This window comes from uncultured Paracoccus sp. (assembly GCF_947496875.1).
Taxonomy (GTDB): domain Bacteria; phylum Pseudomonadota; class Alphaproteobacteria; order Rhodobacterales; family Rhodobacteraceae; genus Paracoccus.
In genome coordinates this window covers 291869-306969 of record NZ_CANMEH010000002.1, presented here as the reverse complement: position 1 = coordinate 306969, position 15101 = coordinate 291869, and the positions used below count along the sequence as shown (strand labels likewise).

Annotated in this window: 16 protein-coding genes; 6 read left to right on the top strand and 10 right to left on the bottom strand. The window is 66.9% G+C overall.

Translation table 11 applies throughout. From position 1 onward, the window contains the following. The first annotated feature begins 16 nt into the window (after positions 1–16). From Q0938_RS03745 to glmM, 4 genes are all read left to right on the top strand, one after another. A complete protein-coding gene (locus Q0938_RS03745; protein ID WP_299359274.1) occupies positions 17–550 on the top strand; it encodes a cell wall hydrolase in 534 nt (177 codons plus the stop codon). A 107-nt stretch (positions 551–657) separates the two neighbouring features. Further along, positions 658–1476 (top strand): dihydroneopterin aldolase, encoded by an 819-nt coding sequence (locus Q0938_RS03740; protein ID WP_299359272.1) that lies wholly within the window; start codon positions 658–660, stop codon positions 1474–1476. Between the two features lie 53 nt (positions 1477–1529). Continuing rightward, complete coding sequence (gene folP, locus Q0938_RS03735; RefSeq protein WP_299359270.1) at positions 1530–2519, top strand: dihydropteroate synthase; 990 nt, start codon at positions 1530–1532, stop codon at positions 2517–2519. Continuing rightward, positions 2516–3859 carry a phosphoglucosamine mutase gene (glmM, locus tag Q0938_RS03730; RefSeq protein ID WP_299359268.1) on the top strand — a complete coding sequence of 448 codons (1344 nt, stop codon included), beginning with the start codon at positions 2516–2518 and terminating at the stop codon, positions 3857–3859. Before folP ends, glmM begins: the two co-directional genes overlap by 4 nt. Positions 3860–3888: 29 nt before the next feature. On the opposite strand, the gene Q0938_RS03725 is transcribed toward glmM, so the two are convergent. Next, the gene (locus Q0938_RS03725) at positions 3889–5034 is read right to left on the bottom strand and encodes an FAD-dependent oxidoreductase (protein WP_299359266.1); all 1146 of its coding nucleotides are present in this window, start codon (positions 5032–5034) and stop codon (positions 3889–3891) included. A gap of 12 nt (positions 5035–5046) precedes the next feature. Beyond that, positions 5047–5469, bottom strand: coding sequence for an RNA polymerase-binding protein DksA (gene dksA, locus Q0938_RS03720; protein ID WP_299359264.1), 423 nt, complete (start codon positions 5467–5469; stop codon positions 5047–5049). A 160-nt stretch (positions 5470–5629) separates the two neighbouring features. On the opposite strand from dksA, the gene Q0938_RS03715 reads away from it, so the two are divergent. After that, a complete protein-coding gene (locus Q0938_RS03715; protein WP_299359262.1) occupies positions 5630–6472 on the top strand; it encodes a MoxR family ATPase in 843 nt (280 codons plus the stop codon). A 60-nt stretch (positions 6473–6532) separates the two neighbouring features. On the opposite strand, the gene Q0938_RS03710 is transcribed toward Q0938_RS03715, so the two are convergent. The 5 genes from Q0938_RS03710 to pyrC all read right to left on the bottom strand — a co-directional run bounded on the left by Q0938_RS03710 (position 6533) and on the right by pyrC (position 11878). Then, positions 6533–7015, bottom strand: a complete 483-nt coding sequence (locus tag Q0938_RS03710; RefSeq protein ID WP_299359607.1) for a lytic transglycosylase domain-containing protein — start codon at positions 7013–7015, stop codon at positions 6533–6535. A gap of 235 nt (positions 7016–7250) precedes the next feature. Beyond that, entirely contained in the window at positions 7251–8426 is a 1176-nt protein-coding gene (locus Q0938_RS03705; protein ID WP_299359605.1) for a multidrug effflux MFS transporter, read from the bottom strand. A 124-nt stretch (positions 8427–8550) separates the two neighbouring features. Beyond that, positions 8551–10044: a replicative DNA helicase gene (locus Q0938_RS03700; RefSeq protein WP_299359260.1), complete on the bottom strand. Its 1494-nt coding sequence runs from the start codon at positions 10042–10044 to the stop codon at positions 8551–8553. Between the two features lie 122 nt (positions 10045–10166). Next, a complete protein-coding gene (locus Q0938_RS03695) occupies positions 10167–10838 on the bottom strand; it encodes an orotate phosphoribosyltransferase (RefSeq protein WP_299359258.1) in 672 nt (223 codons plus the stop codon). After that, the gene (gene pyrC / locus Q0938_RS03690) at positions 10835–11878 is read right to left on the bottom strand and encodes a dihydroorotase (RefSeq protein WP_299359252.1); all 1044 of its coding nucleotides are present in this window, start codon (positions 11876–11878) and stop codon (positions 10835–10837) included. The genes Q0938_RS03695 and pyrC overlap by 4 nt, the downstream gene beginning before the upstream one ends. Positions 11879–12028: 150 nt before the next feature. Between pyrC and Q0938_RS03685 the strand changes: the two genes are divergently transcribed. After that, positions 12029–12334, top strand: a complete 306-nt coding sequence (locus Q0938_RS03685) for an antibiotic ABC transporter (RefSeq protein WP_299359250.1) — start codon at positions 12029–12031, stop codon at positions 12332–12334. Positions 12335–12446: 112 nt separating this feature from the next. Here the strand turns inward: Q0938_RS03685 and gap are convergent, their stop codons facing one another. The 3 genes from gap to purB all read right to left on the bottom strand — a co-directional run bounded on the left by gap (position 12447) and on the right by purB (position 15059). Beyond that, complete coding sequence (gap, locus tag Q0938_RS03680; RefSeq protein ID WP_299359247.1) at positions 12447–13448, bottom strand: type I glyceraldehyde-3-phosphate dehydrogenase; 1002 nt, start codon at positions 13446–13448, stop codon at positions 12447–12449. A 72-nt stretch (positions 13449–13520) separates the two neighbouring features. Continuing rightward, entirely contained in the window at positions 13521–13664 is a 144-nt protein-coding gene (locus Q0938_RS03675; protein ID WP_299359245.1) for a hypothetical protein, read from the bottom strand. 84 nt (positions 13665–13748) lie between these two features. Continuing rightward, on the bottom strand, positions 13749–15059 hold the full coding sequence (gene purB / locus Q0938_RS03670) for an adenylosuccinate lyase (protein WP_299359243.1): 1311 nt from the start codon (positions 15057–15059) through the stop codon (positions 13749–13751). Between the last annotated feature and the right edge of the window lie 42 nt (positions 15060–15101).

The window sequence follows — 15101 nt, the reverse complement described above, 5'->3', positions numbered from 1 at the left end:
ATCGAACAGGACTTCCATGCCCAAGCTGCTCTCTTGGCTGGCGCCCCTCTGTGTGTGTGCTGCCGCCATCCCGATGCTCGTCTCCTCCGCCAACGCCGACACCCGCAATGTTGTTCCCGGCCCGGAACGCCTGATCCAGGCAAGCACCGGAAAGTCTGCAGGCGGCGCTTCGCTGAAATGCCTGTCCGAGGCAATCTATTTCGAAGCCCGCGGCGAACCTCAGGCTGGTCAGCGTGCGGTGGCGGAGGTGATCCTGAACCGGGTCGACGATCCCCGCTTTCCCAAGTCGGTCTGCGGCGTCATCAACCAGCGGGGCCAGTTCAGCTACAAGGGTAACAGCACCCGCATCCGCAACAGTGCCGCCTATGATCGGGCCACCCGGATCGCGCAAGAGGCGCTGTCCGGGGCGCCGCGGACGCTGACCAGTGGAGCGACCTATTTTCACACCACGAAGGTGAGCCCGTCCTGGTCCAAGCGGTTCACCCGCACCACCCGGATCGGCGCCCACATCTTCTATCGCCAGGGCGGCCGTCGACTGGCGTCGAACTGATCAAGTCGGTCGCCGGTGCAGATCGGTCCCGAACACAGGCTCTGCAGCGGCTTGACTGCGTCGACCGGATCTTGCGCCCGTCGGCGATTCTGACCAAGAGCCTGCGGATGGACCAGCCCGACCGCATCCATCTGCGCGATCACCTTGTCGAGGTCGAGATCGGCGCGTTCCAGTCCGAGCGCGGCGTGGTCCAGCGGTTGCGGTTCAGCCTGATCGTGGATCTGGTCCGGCCGGACCGTGGTCACGGCGATGACGACGATCCGCCCACCGGCAGCGACGACCAGGTGGACCGGATCCTCAGCTATGACGTGCTGACCCGCGCGATCGACAATGCGATGGCCGAGCGACGCTATGATCTGCTGGAAACGCTGGCAGAACGGATCGCGGCCGAAGTGCTGGCCAATCCTCGTGCAGCGCGGATCGAGGTGACGATCGAGAAGCTGGATCGCGTTCCGGGCGCGCTGGGCATCACCATCGCGCGACGTCGGGGAGAGGTTCCCACCCGCACCGCGCCGGCCGCGCCGGTGGTCGTGCTACGCCTGTCCGACCGGCCGCTGCCCCCCGACGCCGAGATCGTTGTGCCGGATACACCCGGATTGCCGCTGCCAGAGGGGGGAAATGCCCGCCGCATCGCGCTGCTGGCGTTGGATCAGGCGGCCTGGGCGCTGGCCGCACGACTCGAGGTAACGGTCGCCGACAGCCTGACCGAACTGGAATGGGCGGCGACCGCGCATCATCCGGTCGTCTGGGCGCCGGCGCGGATGGCGGCGGATCTTCCGGGGGTGCCCGCCCAGCCTGTTGCCTTGGCGCTGTGGCTGGCACGTCGGATGGGGGCGCGGCGGCTCGACGTGATCCAGTCCGAAAGCGCGCCTGCCCCGGACCTGCCGGCAGATCCCGGCGTTCCGGTGCGCATCCTCTCGGGCTGACGCGTAATTATGCGCACTACCAATCGAACGCTGCTCGGAGACCTGGGGAACCAATGACCCGGCACAGCTATTATCGACCCATCCCCGACCCCGAAGCGGGTCGCTGGCCGCTTGCCGGGGGGTGGGTGCGCTTCAGCCGCCTGGAACGCCTGCGTCGGGGTGAGCCGCCGGAGATCGTCGACAGCCCGCCTGACGACGTGCTGGCCCGCCTGACCGCCGCGCGGCCACCCTGCCTGGATCTCGACCTCGACAGGCCGCGGTTGATGGGGGTCGTGAACGTCACCCCGGACAGTTTCTCGGATGGCGGGCGTCACGACAGCACTGCTGCGGCCGTCGCCCATGGCCGGGCCCTTGTGGCGGCAGGTGCCGACCTGCTGGATATCGGCGGCGAGTCCACCCGTCCGGGCGCCGTCGAGGTGCCCGCCGAAAAGGAGATCGCAAGGATCGTCCCGGTGATCGCGGCGCTGGCGGGTGCCCGGATCAGCGTCGATACGCGCAAGTCCGTGGTGGCAGGGGCGGCGCTGCAGGCCGGTGCCGGGCTCGTCAACGATGTCTCGGGGCTGGATTTCGACCCGGGAATGGGACCGGAACTGGCCGGAACGGACGCCATGGTCTGCCTGATGCACGCGCAGGGTCTGCCTCAGACCATGCAGGACAATCCTCGCTATGACGATGTCGTGCTGGACGTCTACGACGCGCTGGCCGACCGGATCGACCGCGCCGTGGCGGCGGGCATCCGGCGGGATCGGATCATCATCGATCCGGGCATCGGTTTCGGCAAGACGCAGGCCCACAACCTCGCCATCCTGCGGCGGATCGGGGTCTATCATGGCCTGGGCTGTCCGGTGCTGCTGGGGGTGTCGCGCAAGCGGTTCATCGGCACCATCGGCGGAACCGAGCCCGCGGACCAGCGTGATCCCGGCACCCTGGCACTGACACTTGCGGCCGTCGCGCAGGGGGTGCAGATCCACCGTGTCCATGACGTGGCGGGCATCAAGCAGGGCCTGCGCCTGTGGCAGGCCGTGAACGAGGCAGAGCAATGACCAGAAAGCTTTTCGGAACCGACGGGGTGCGGGGACGTGCGAACAGCTACCCGATGACCGCAGAGATGGCGCTGCGCCTCGGTTCGGCCGCGGGGCAGTTCTTTCGGCGCGGCGATCAGAACCGTCACCGCGTGGTGATCGGCAAGGACACCCGGTTGTCGGGATACATGCTGGAAAATGCCCTGACCGCGGGGCTGACCTCGACCGGCATGAACGTCCTGCTGCTGGGGCCGGTGCCCACCCCGGCGGTCGGGTTCCTGACCCGGTCGATGCGGGCCGACGTCGGCATCATGATCTCCGCCAGCCACAACCCGGCCGAGGATAACGGGATCAAGTTCTTTGGCCCCGACGGCTTCAAGCTGTCTGACGAGGCAGAAATGGCGATCGAGGCGTTGGCGGCAGCGGAACCGAAGCTGGTTCCGCCGAACGAGATCGGGCGCGCCAAGCGGATCGACGACGGGCGCGGCCGGTACGTCGAGTACGCCAAGACCACGTTCCCGCAGGGTCAGCGGCTGGACGGGCTGAAGGTGGTCATAGACTGCGCCAACGGCGCCGCTTACCGGGCCGCCCCCGATGTGCTGTGGGAACTGGGCGCCGAGGTGATCCCGCTTGGGGTCAAGCCGGACGGGTTCAACATCAATGACGGGGTCGGATCGACTCACACGGCCGCCTGTGTCGCCGCGGTGCGCGCCAACGGGGCCCATCTGGGGATCAGCCTTGATGGTGATGCCGACCGCGTGATGATCGTCGACGAAACGGGCGCCGTGGCCGACGGGGACCAGATCATGGCCCTGCTGGCTGGCCGCTGGGCTGCTGCGGGCAAGCTGCGCGGCGGCGCGCTGGTTGCCACCGTGATGTCCAATCTGGGGCTCGAACGCTATCTGCAGGACCGCGGGCTGCGGCTGGAACGCACCGCCGTTGGCGACCGCTACGTCGTCGAACGGATGCGGGGCAGCGGGTTCAACCTGGGTGGCGAACAGTCGGGCCACATCGTCATGACCGATTACGCCACCACCGGCGATGGGCTGATCGCGGGGCTGCAGTTCCTCGCGGCGATGGCGGATACCGGACAGCCGGCCAGCGCCTTGGTGAGCCAGTTCGCACCGGTGCCGCAGCTGCTGAAGAACGTGCGCTATGCCGCAGGCGCCGATCCCCTGTCCGCCGACGCGGTGCGGGCCGAGATCGCGGCCGCCGAGGCCCGGCTGGCCGGCAACGGCCGCGTACTCATCCGCAAGTCGGGAACCGAGCCGCTGATCCGGGTCATGGCCGAGGCCGAGGACGAGACGACACTGCACGAGGTCGTGGACGGGATCGTCGCGGCGGTCGAGCGGGCCGCCTGACGGCGAGGCCAGCCAGTCGCCGCTGGGCGTCAGCCGTCAGCGATCCTCGCGGAGCTGATCGCGGTGGGATCGTGGTCGAACACCCAGGCGTAACGATCGAACAGCAGCCGCGGCGCGGCGGCCGACGCGAGCCGCAGCGCCGTGTGGGCGACGCCGCGTCTCGCCCCGCCCAGATGATAGTTGCGGGCATTGTCGTTTGCGGCGGCAACGATCCTGGCGGCGCGCGGACGCCGCAGCGCCTGGTACCGGACCAGCGCCGCGGATTGATCCGGACCGGCGGCCAGACAGGCGGCCAGCACCCAGGCATCCTCGATCGCCATGCAGGCGCCCTGGGCGAGAAAGGGTAGCGTCGGATGCGCGGCGTCGCCCAGGATCACGCGCGCGCCGTCCTGCCAGGTCTCGGCGACCTGATGGCGGAACAGTCCCCAAAGCCCGCATTGTTCGACCCGCGCCAGCCAGCCTGGGACGGGTCCGCCGAAGCCGCGGAACGCCCGCCGCAGGTTGTCGGGATCGTCGGTCTGGACCCAGTCCTCGGCCGTCCAGTCCGCCCGCTCTTCCACGGCAACGATGTTGCGTAAGCCGTGCGCTAGCGGATAGCTGACCAGATGACGCCCGGGTGCCATGAACACCTGGGCTCGATGCGCGGCGTCCGGTTCCAGCGGGATCAGCGCCCGCCACGCCACATGCCCGGTAAAAAACGCGCGCTGCGGTCCGTTCAGCGCCGTCCGGACGCGGGAATGCAGCCCGTCGGCCCCGATCAGCAGCGGCACCGTCGGCAGGTTGTCGATCTCGGTTCCCAGGTGAACGGACACGCCGGCCGTGCGGGCGGCGTGTTCCAGCAGGTCAACCAGCCGGGCGCGGTGCACGCTGCGGAATTGGGCGTCAGGGCGGTGGCGTGCGTAGTCCAGCCGGGCCACCTCTGCCCCATCGCTGCCGTTGCGCAGCTGAACGCCGGACAAGGGGGCCGAAATGGAGGTGAACTCCCGGTCCAGCCCCAGCGCAGTCAGGACGCGTCCGGCGTTGGGGCTGATCTGGATGCCGGCGCCCACCTCGCGGAACGCACCCGCGCGTTCATGTACGGTGACATCGGCGCCGCGCTGCGCCAGCGCCAACGCTGTGGTCAGGCCCGCGATGCCTGCCCCGACGACCGTGACGGGGCGGCCCTGCAGCGTCACGCCAGCCGAACCTCAGTCCTCGCGGTGAACGCGCTCGCGGCGTTCATGCTGTTCCTGCGCTTCCAGCGTCATCGTGGCGATGGGGCGGGCGTCCAGCCGTCGCAGGCTGATCGGCTCGCCCGTCATCTCGCAATAGCCGTATTCACCTGTCTCGATCCGGCGCAGGGCGGCGTCGATCTTGCTGACCAGCTTGCGCTGTCGGTCCCGGGTCCGCAGTTCGATGGCGCGGTCGGTTTCCTCGGAGGCGCGATCGGCGATGTCGGGCACGTTGCGGGCGCTGTCCTGCAGCACCTCGAGAGTCTCGGCCGACTGGTCCTGCAACTCCTGTTTCCAGGTGGTCAGCTTGCGACGGAAATATTCAAGCTGCCTCTCATTCATGAAGGGCTCGCCCTCGGCGGGACGATAGTCGTCGGGCAGGAAAGTCTGGCGCTTCATGGCTCCTCCGCCTGGCGGGACGTCGCACCCGCAGCAGGTCGCGCCCCAATAAGACATGAGGCGCGGGTTGGAAAGGGTTGCGTTCGGATCGGCCGGTCACAAACTTGCAGGTCGCCTGCACCGGCAGTAGGGTCCGCGCGGCCATGCGAAAGGATCCCCCATGCAGTTCCGGTCCACCGACAGCTACGTAGCACCGCCTGATCTGGCGATTGCGGTGAACGCGGCGGTGACGCTCGAACGGCCGCTGCTGGTCAAGGGCGAACCGGGCACCGGCAAGACCGAACTGGCCCGGCAGGTGGCCGACAGCCTGTCCCTGCCGATGGTGGAATGGCACGTCAAGTCGACGACCCGGGCGCAGCAGGGGTTGTACGAATACGACGCGGTCAGCCGGCTGCGCGACAGCCAGTTGGGCGACGAACGCGTTCATGACGTCGCCAACTACATTCGCAAGGGCAAGCTGTGGCAGGCCTTCGAGGCACCGGGCAAGACGGTGCTGCTGATCGACGAGATCGACAAGGCGGATATCGAGTTTCCGAACGACCTGCTGCAGGAACTCGATCGGATGGAATTCCACGTCTACGAGACGGGCGAGACGATCCGGGCCCTGCATCGTCCGGTCGTGATCATCACCTCGAACAACGAGAAGGAACTGCCGGACGCGTTCCTGCGCCGCTGCTTCTTTCACTACATCCGCTTTCCGGACGCCGAAACGCTGAAGCGGATCGTCGAGGTGCACTATCCCGGCCTCAAGGGACGGCTTCTGGACACGGCGCTGACCCAGTTCCTGGAACTGCGCGAGGTCCCGGGATTGAAGAAGAAGCCCTCGACCAGCGAATTGCTAGACTGGCTGAAGCTGATCCTGGCCGAGGACCTGTCGCCCGAGGATCTGAAACGGCCGGCCGGCGAGATGCTGCCCAAGCTGCACGGGGCGCTGGTCAAGAACGAACAGGACGTGGCGCTGTTCGAACGGCTCGCCTTCATGGCGCGGCGCCAGGCACGATAACCCAGCCGGACGCGGTGGAGGGAACTGGGCCGCGCAGGCGTCGTACATCTGGGCCGGCGCTCAGCGCAGGCCGGTTTCCTCCAGCAGGCCCTTGCGCTTGGCCTCGTAGTAATAGCCGCGCGAATACCATTTCACGGCATCGTCGAAATCGCCGCCCGCCACCAGATAGGCGCCGCGCAGGTACTTGACGCCATAGGTCAGGTTCATTTCCGGGTCCAGAAGACCGGCGGGTGAGCCCGAATAGCCCATCCCCCGCGCGGTGGCCGGCAGCATCTGCATCAGCCCGTAATAGGGTCCGTTGCGGGCGTCGGGGCGGTGCCGGCTTTCGCGGATCACCACCCGGTGGACCAAGGCCTCCGGCACGCCGTAGCGGGCCGAGTACTTGCGGATCAGCCGGCGGAGTTCGGGCGTCTCGTTCGGGTGCAGGTCTGCGGCGCCGGCGCGTGGCGCGGTCAGGTACATGCGGTCGGTGGACTTGCCCCCGCCGCAGGCCGCCAGCGCGGTCAGCATGACCAGCGCGGTCAGGCGCGAAATGTTGCGGATCATCACTGCCTCATGCGTGTTTTTCGTTATGATTGCCCGCAGACTACCCGATCAGCGGGGTAAGGTCACCGGCGGCGTCCTTCACGGCTGAGTGCACCAGACCGGATCCGGCCGCACGGATGCCCGTGGTGGAGCAACCCTCCGGCGGGATATGGCGGGTTCAGGTGGGACGTCGGCTTCCATGTGGGTTGCGGGCGCATGCGATGCAGCATCCCTGCACCGGGTTAAAATGTCCTTAACGCAACCGCATCACCGTCAGGATGGAAAGCAGAGATCCCAAGGCCGAGGCAACCATGATCACCAGCAGCGGCGTCGCCCCGGCGCCGGGCACCAAAAACGCGCCTGCCAGCCCGGCCAGACCGGCGCCACCCGCGACCGCGAGCGCGCCCCCAAGGCCGCTGGCGGTACCGGCAAGCTCGGGATGCGCGCTCATCATCCCGGCGTTGGCGTTGGGCAGCACCAGACCGTTTCCCAGTCCCATTACCGCAACGGCACCGAAAAAGGCCAGCGGGTGGTGCAGCCCGGACAGGTCCGCGATCAGCGAGATCGACAGGGCCACGACGCAGATGATGCAGCCGGTCAGGATCATGGGGTTCATGCCGAACTTCATCGACCACCGCCCGGAGGCGAAATTCCCCAGCATGTAGCCGATCGACGGGGCGGCGAACCAGTAGCCGACCTCGGACGGGCGCAGGTTGAACACCTGGTCGCCAACGAACGGCGCCCCGCCCACATAGGCGAAGAACGCACCCGAGGATGTCGTCGCGGCCAGTGCATAACCCCAGAACCGCGCCGAGCGCGCCAGAACCGGATAGCTGGCGATCTGCTGGCGCATGCTCAGCCCGCTGCCGGTGGCGGTCTCGCCCATGTCGACCCAGACCAGGGCCATCATCGCCAGGCCGGCGACCCCCATGAGGACGAAGGTGGCACGCCACCCCAGCGCCTCGTCGATGACCCCGCCGAGCACGGGCGCGATCATCGGCACCACCGACATGCCCATCGTGACATAGCCGATCCGGCTGGCCGCCGCGTCGCCGGCAACCATGTCGCGGACGATGGCCCGGGACAGCACCATCCCGGCCGCCACCGCAGCCTGGATCATCCGGAACACCAGGAAGAGGGTGGCGGTCTGGGCGAGCAGCGTTCCTAGCGTGGCCAGCAGAAAGATCGCGAGGCACCACAGCATGACCGGCCGCCGCCCCCAGCGGTCGCTGAGCGGACCGACCAGCAGCTGCACCACCGCCGAGGCCGCCAGATAGGCCGTCACCGACAGTTGCATCAGCGCATAATCAACCCCGAAATCACGGGCCATGCCGGGAACGGACGGCAGGAACACGTTCATCGTCAGCGCGCCCATGCCGGACAGCAGGATCAGCGTCAGGATGTGCGGCGGCGTCCGCGCCGCCGTCAGCCCGGCCAAGCGGCGCCTCCCATGGCGGCTAGGGCGCGGGCCCCGGGCTGCGACGGGCGGACTGCCCTGTCGGCGAGCCCGCGTGCGAGCGGCTGCCGGTCGGACATCAACGGCACGGGCGGGTTCACCCCCATTGCGCCACGTGGTGCTTTTCCAGATTGCCGAACCGGGTGAATCGCCCCTCGAAGCTCAGCTCGACCGTGCCAATCGGCCCGTGACGCTGCTTGCCGATGATGACCTCGGCCTTGCCATGCACCTGTTCCATGGTTTGCTGCCACTGGGCCATCTTGTCCAGTTCGTGGTCAGCGGGCTTTTCCCGCTCCTTGTAGTATTCCTCGCGGAACACGAACATGACGATGTCGGCGTCCTGTTCGATCGACCCGGATTCGCGCAGATCGCTCAGCTGCGGGCGCTTGTCCTCGCGGTTCTCCACCTGACGCGACAGCTGCGACAGGGCGATCACCGGGATGTTCAGTTCCTTGGCGATTGCCTTGAGACCCTGGGTGATCTCGGACACCTCGTTGACGCGGCTGTCCTTGGCGGATGCCGCCCGCAGCAGCTGAAGATAGTCCACGATAAGAACGTCAAGCCCGCGGGTCCGTTTCAGCTTGCGGGCGCGCGCCGCCAGCTGGTTGATGGGCAGTGCGGGGGTGTCGTCGATGTAGAGCGGGCAGTTCTGCAGGTCGTTCGCGGCCTGGACAAAGCGGCGGAACTCTTCCTCGCTCATGTCGCCGCGCCGGATCAGTTCGCTGGGCACCTCGGATGCTTCGGACAGGATCCGGGCGGCAAGCTGTTCGGCCGACATTTCCAGCGAGAAGAAACCGACGACCCCGCCATCGACGGTGCCGTGGGTGCCGTCCGGCAGTTCGCCCATCCGGTGAGTGCGGGCGATGTTGAAGGCGATGTTGGTGGCCAGCGAGGTCTTTCCCATCGACGGGCGGCCGGCCAGGATGATCAGGTCGGACTTGTTCAGCCCACCCATCTTGGCGTCGAGATCGGTCAGGCCGGTGGACACGCCCGACAGCTTGCCGTCCCGCGCGTAGGCCGCGTTGGCGGCATTCAGCGCGCCGGTCACGGCCTGCAGGAACGACTGGAACCCGCGCTCGGCGACGCCCTGTTCGCCCAGCTTGTACAGGGTCTGCTCGGCCGTCTTGATCTGTTCCTCCGCGTCGTCGTCGATCGCGACGGTCGCCGCCCGGGCGGCAATGTCGTTGCCCAGCACGATCAGCTCGCGCCGCAACGCGAATTCCCGGATCATGCCGGCATAGTTTCGCGCCGCATAGGACGACACCGCCGCGCCGGCCAGTCGGGCCAGATAGGCCGGCCCGCCCAGGTCCTTGAGCCCGGCGTCATGTTCCATGAAGGCCTTGATCGTGACCGGGCTGGCCAGCGCGTTCTTGGTGATCCGCTCGGCGCACAACTCGAAGATGCGGCGGTGAACCGGATCGAAGAAGTGCGCCGGCTTGATGATCCGGGTGACGGAGTCGAACACGTCGTTGTTGGTCAGCAGGGCGCCCAGCAACTGCTGCTCCGCCTCGATGGAAAACGGCACGGCGGCGCCCTCGGTGTCGTCGCCCAACGGGGCGCTGCGTGGTGCGAGCACGCGAAGCTCGGTCATGTCGGAGTCCCTGCTCTTGTGTGCCGGGACTATCTCACGCGGCCGTCAGAGGGTCCATCTGGATATGCTGTGGATAAATCCCTGCCCACCGTTGGTTGCGTTCATGCCGCAGTGCTCGCCGCTCAGGCGTGGGCCGCCTGCCATGCACGGGGGTCTGACAGGAAGCTTTCGACCTCCGACAGGGTCGCGTCGTCGAAACTCGCCTGCGCTCTCGCCTCGGCCAGCACATCCCACCAGGTGCACAGGTGGTGCAGGGTCACGCCATGCGCCGACAGGCGTTCGGTCGTCTCCGGAAAAATCCCGTAGTAGAAGATCACGGCAGTATGCGCGCAGCTCGCGCCGGTGTCGCGGATCGCATCGACGAAGCTCAGCTTGCTGCCGCCGTCCGTCGTCAGGTCCTCGACCAGCAGCACCCGCTCGCCTTCAGCCATCGCGCCCTCGATGCGGGCATTGCGCCCGTATCCCTTGGGCTTCTTGCGGACATAGCTCATCGGCAGGCCCATGCGCTCGGCCATGAACGCGGCGAAGGGGATGCCCGCGGTTTCGCCCCCGGCGACGTTGTCGAAGGCCTCGAACCCGGCGTCGCGCATCACCGTCGCAGCAAGGAAGTCCATCAGCGTCCCCCTGATCCGGGGAAAGGAGATCAGCTTGCGGCAATCGATATAGGTCGGCCCCTTCGCGCCCGAGGCATAGGTATAGGGTTCCGCGGCATTGAAATGCACGGCGCGGCTTTCCAGCAGCATCCGCGCGGACAGGCGCGCGATTTCTTCGGCCGGGGGAAAGGGCAGGGTCATGCGGGATCCTCGACATGCCAGTGGAGCGGAAAGCCTGGATCGAACACGGTGACGCGGTCCTGATCGGCGCGGATCTCAGCAGGGGCGCCGGCCGGATCGGCGCGGCGGACCAGCGTGATCCGGTCCTCGTTGGCCGGATATCCATAGAAGGTCGCGCCGTTCAGGCTGACGAATTGTTCCAGCCGGTCCAGCGCCGCTTCTTCCTCGAATACCTGGGCGACGATGGGCAGCCAGTTCGGCGCGGTGAAGCAGCCCGCGCAGCCACAGGCGCTTTCCTTGGCCCGGTCCGGGTGGGGCGCGCTGTCGGTGCCCGAAAAGAACCGCGGATCGCCGCTGGTGGCGGCGGCGCGCAGGGCCAGCCGGTGGGTTTCGCGCTTGGCGACCGGCAGGCAGTAGTAATGCGGGCGGATGCCGCCGGCGAGAATGGCGTTGCGGTTGATGACCAGATGATGGGTGGTGATCGTGGCACCGATCGCATCGTTGGCACGGACGTAATCGACACCCTCGCGGGTGGTGACATGTTCCATCACCACCCGCAGGCCGGGCGTCGCCCGCCGGATCGGGTCCAGCACGCGGTCGATGAACACGGCCTCGCGGTCGAAGATGTCGACCTCGGGGTCGGTGACCTCGCCGTGCACGCAGAGCGGTATGCCGGCCGCGGCCATCGCCTCGAACACCGGGCGTACCCGGTCGAAGTCGCGCACCCCGCTGGCCGAATTGGTGGTGGCCCCTGCCGGGTAGAGCTTGACCGCGGCGATGATCCCGTCGCGGTGACTGGCAACGACGTCGGCCGGATCGGTGGTTTCGGTCAGATACAGGGTCATCAGCGGCTGCAGCGGCGCGCCCGCGGGCAGGGCCGCGCGGATCCGGTCGCGATAGGCTGCCGCGTCGGCGCCGGTGACGACCGGCGGCACGAGATTGGGCATGATGATCGCGCGGCCCAACCGGGCCGAATGTGGCGCGACCGCGGCAAGCATCGCTCCGTCGCGCAGATGCAGGTGCCAGTCATCGGGGCGACAAAGCGTCAATCTGTTGGTCATGAGGTGCATCTATATCACCGCGACCGGCGTTGACCAGTCCAGCGGCCCAGCGTGCGCACCACCCGCACCTGTCGCAACAACCACTTGGCAAAGCTATGCTGCCTGTGCAGCATGATGCCAATTGAGCAGCATAATTACAAAGGAATGATGATGTATAACCCGACCTTCGACATGGCATCCGGCGTCAAGCTGTGTACCGACATGTTCCGGATGTACGCCGATTCCCAGTATGTCATTGGCCTGCGGGTGGCGGGTATGTGCGGGATGCTGCCACACGCCTCGACCGAAAACATCCGGATGGTGACGGAGAAGGGCGATGCCGTGGCGGAGTCGATCGGCGCGGCGCTGCGCGAGGTATCACGGGGGGCGCGGTCGGATCAGGTGATGGCGGCGGCGCTGAAACCCTATGGCAAGCGGACCCGGGCGAATGCCCGTCGTCTGGGTGGCCGCCGCTAAGGCTGCACCCCGACGCTGCGGGCAAGAGCCGGCGCGTTCTTGGCCTTTGACCAAAATGAAAAAGGCCCGGCAAAGTGCCGGACCTTCTGATCTGTGCGAAGGGCGGGGCGGATCAGATCAGCTTGCCCATCGCCACGGCGGTGTCCGACATCCGGTTCGAGAATCCCCACTCGTTGTCGTACCAGGTCAGGATGCGGACCAGCCGCCCTTCCATCACCTTGGTCTGGTCCATGTGGAAGACCGACGAATGCGGGTCGTGGTTGAAATCCGACGAGACGAGCGGCTCATCGGTATAGCCCAGGATGCCCTTCAGCCCGCCGTTCGCGGCGTCCCTGATCGCGGCGTTGATCTCGTCGACCGAGGTGTCGCGGCTTGCCTCGAACACCAAGTCCACGACCGACACGTTCGGGGTCGGAACCCGGATCGCCACGCCGTCCAGCTTGCCCTTCAGTTCCGGCAGCACCAAGCCCACCGCCTTGGCCGCGCCGGTCGAGGTCGGGATCATCGACAGGGCCGCGGCGCGGGCGCGGTACAGATCCTTGTGCATCGTGTCCAGCGTCGGCTGGTCGCCGGTATAGCTGTGGATCGTGGTCATGAAGCCGCGATTGATGCCGATCGCGTCGTTCAGCACCTTGGCAACCGGGGACAGGCAGTTGGTGGTGCAGGACGCGTTCGACACGATGATGTCGTCGCTGGTGAGCGTGTCATGGTTCACGCCATAGACGATGGTCTTGTCCGAGTTCTCGGAGGGTGCCGAGATCAGTACCCGCTTGGACCCGTTGTCCAGATGCGCCCGGGCCTTGTCCTTGCTGGTGAAGATCCCGGTGCATTCCATCACCACGTCCACGTCCGACCAGGGCAGGTCCGCCGGATTGCGTTCGGCAGAGACCTGGATCGGTCCGCGACCCACGTCGATCGCGTTCCCGGACACCTTCACCTCCTGCGGGAAGCGCCCGTGCACGGAATCGTAGCGCAGCAGATGGGCATTGGTCTCGACGGGGCCGAGATCGTTGATCGCCACTACCTCGATGTCCGTCCGCCCCGACTCGACGATCGCCCGCAGAACGTTGCGTCCGATCCGGCCGAAACCGTTGATCGCCACCTTAACCGCCATCTTCATACTCCTGCTGAAACTTGAATGCTCCATGCCGAAAACCGGCGGGAAATGCAAATCCCCCGGCCGGTGTCAGTTCCAGAAGGCCACCCATTCGATCAGATCGGCGATGGCCTTGGCCGCGCGCAGCGGCAGGTCCAGATGCAGGACCGTCGCGTCCAGCACGAACATGGCTAGAAGCAAGACGACCAGAACGAGGGTGATCGCATTCGTCATCCTGGACGACGCCCGCCGCGGCGCATCAGCCCGGCCGCGCCGCCGCGTCCGGCGGCAGTGGGTGGCGTGTGCCGGATCGGTCGGTCACGCCGGGGCGCCGAACACGCGGGCAAAGATCGTGTCCACGTGCTTGGTGTGGTAGCCAAGATCGAACTTTTCCTCGATCTCGGCGGGTGACAATGCCGCCGTGACCTCGGGGTCTGCCAGCAGTTCCGTCCTGAAATCCGCGCCATGCTCCCACACCTTCATGGCGTTTCGCTGCACCAGCCGATAGGCGTCCTCGCGCGACACGCCGGCTTGGGTCAGGGCCAGCAGCACCCGCTGGCTCATCACCAGGCCGCGGAACCGGTTCATGTTGGCCAGCATGTTTTCGGGATAGATCACCAGCTTGTCGATCACCCCGGCCAGTCGGTTCAGCGCAAAATCCAGATGGATCGTCGAATCGGGCCCGATGCCCCGTTCGACCGAGGAATGGCTGATGTCGCGTTCGTGCCAGAGCGCCACGTTTTCCATCGCCGGGATCACCGCCATGCGGACCAGCCGGGCCAGACCGGTCAGGTTCTCGGTCAGGACCGGGTTGCGCTTGTGCGGCATCGCCGACGAACCCTTCTGGCCGGGGCTGAAGAACTCCTCGGCCTCGAGCACCTCGGTGCGCTGCATGTGGCGGATCTCGACGGCGATGTTCTCGATGCTGCTGGCGATGACGCCCAGGGTGGCAAAGAACATGGCGTGGCGGTCGCGCGGGATGACCTGCGTCGAGATCGGCTCGGGGCGCAGGCCCATCATCCTGCAGACATGCTCTTCGACTGCCGGGTCGATATTGGCGAAGGTGCCGACGGCACCGGAAATCGCGCCGGTGGCGACCTCCTCGCGCGCGCCTTCCAGCCGCGCCCTGTTCCGCGCCATTTCGGCGTAGAACCGCGCGAATGTCAGGCCCATGGTCGTCGGCTCGGCATGGATGCCATGTGACCGGCCGATGCGGACGGTATCCTTGTGTTCGTGGGCGCGGCGCTTCAGCGCGGCCAGCAGCTTGTCCATGCCCACCAGCAGGATGTCGGCGGCGCGGACCAGCTGGATGTTGAAGGTCGTGTCCAGGACATCACTGCTGGTCATGCCCTGATGGACGAATCGCGCGTCGTCGGCGCCGATATGCTCGGCCAGATGAGTGAGGAAGGCGATGACGTCGTGGCGGGTGACGGCCTCTATCTCGTCGATGCGCGCCACATCGAAGGTGACGTCCTTGGCCCGCCACACGGCCACCGCGTTTTCCCGCGGGATCACCCCCAGGTCGGCCTGGGCGTCGCATGCATGGGCCTCGATCTCGTACCAGATGCGGAACTTGGTTTCGGGCGACCAGATCGCGGTCATCTCGGGGCGGGCATAGCGGGGGATCATCGGTGCCTCATTCAGCAGGATGACGCCCGCTTAGCGCCCGAA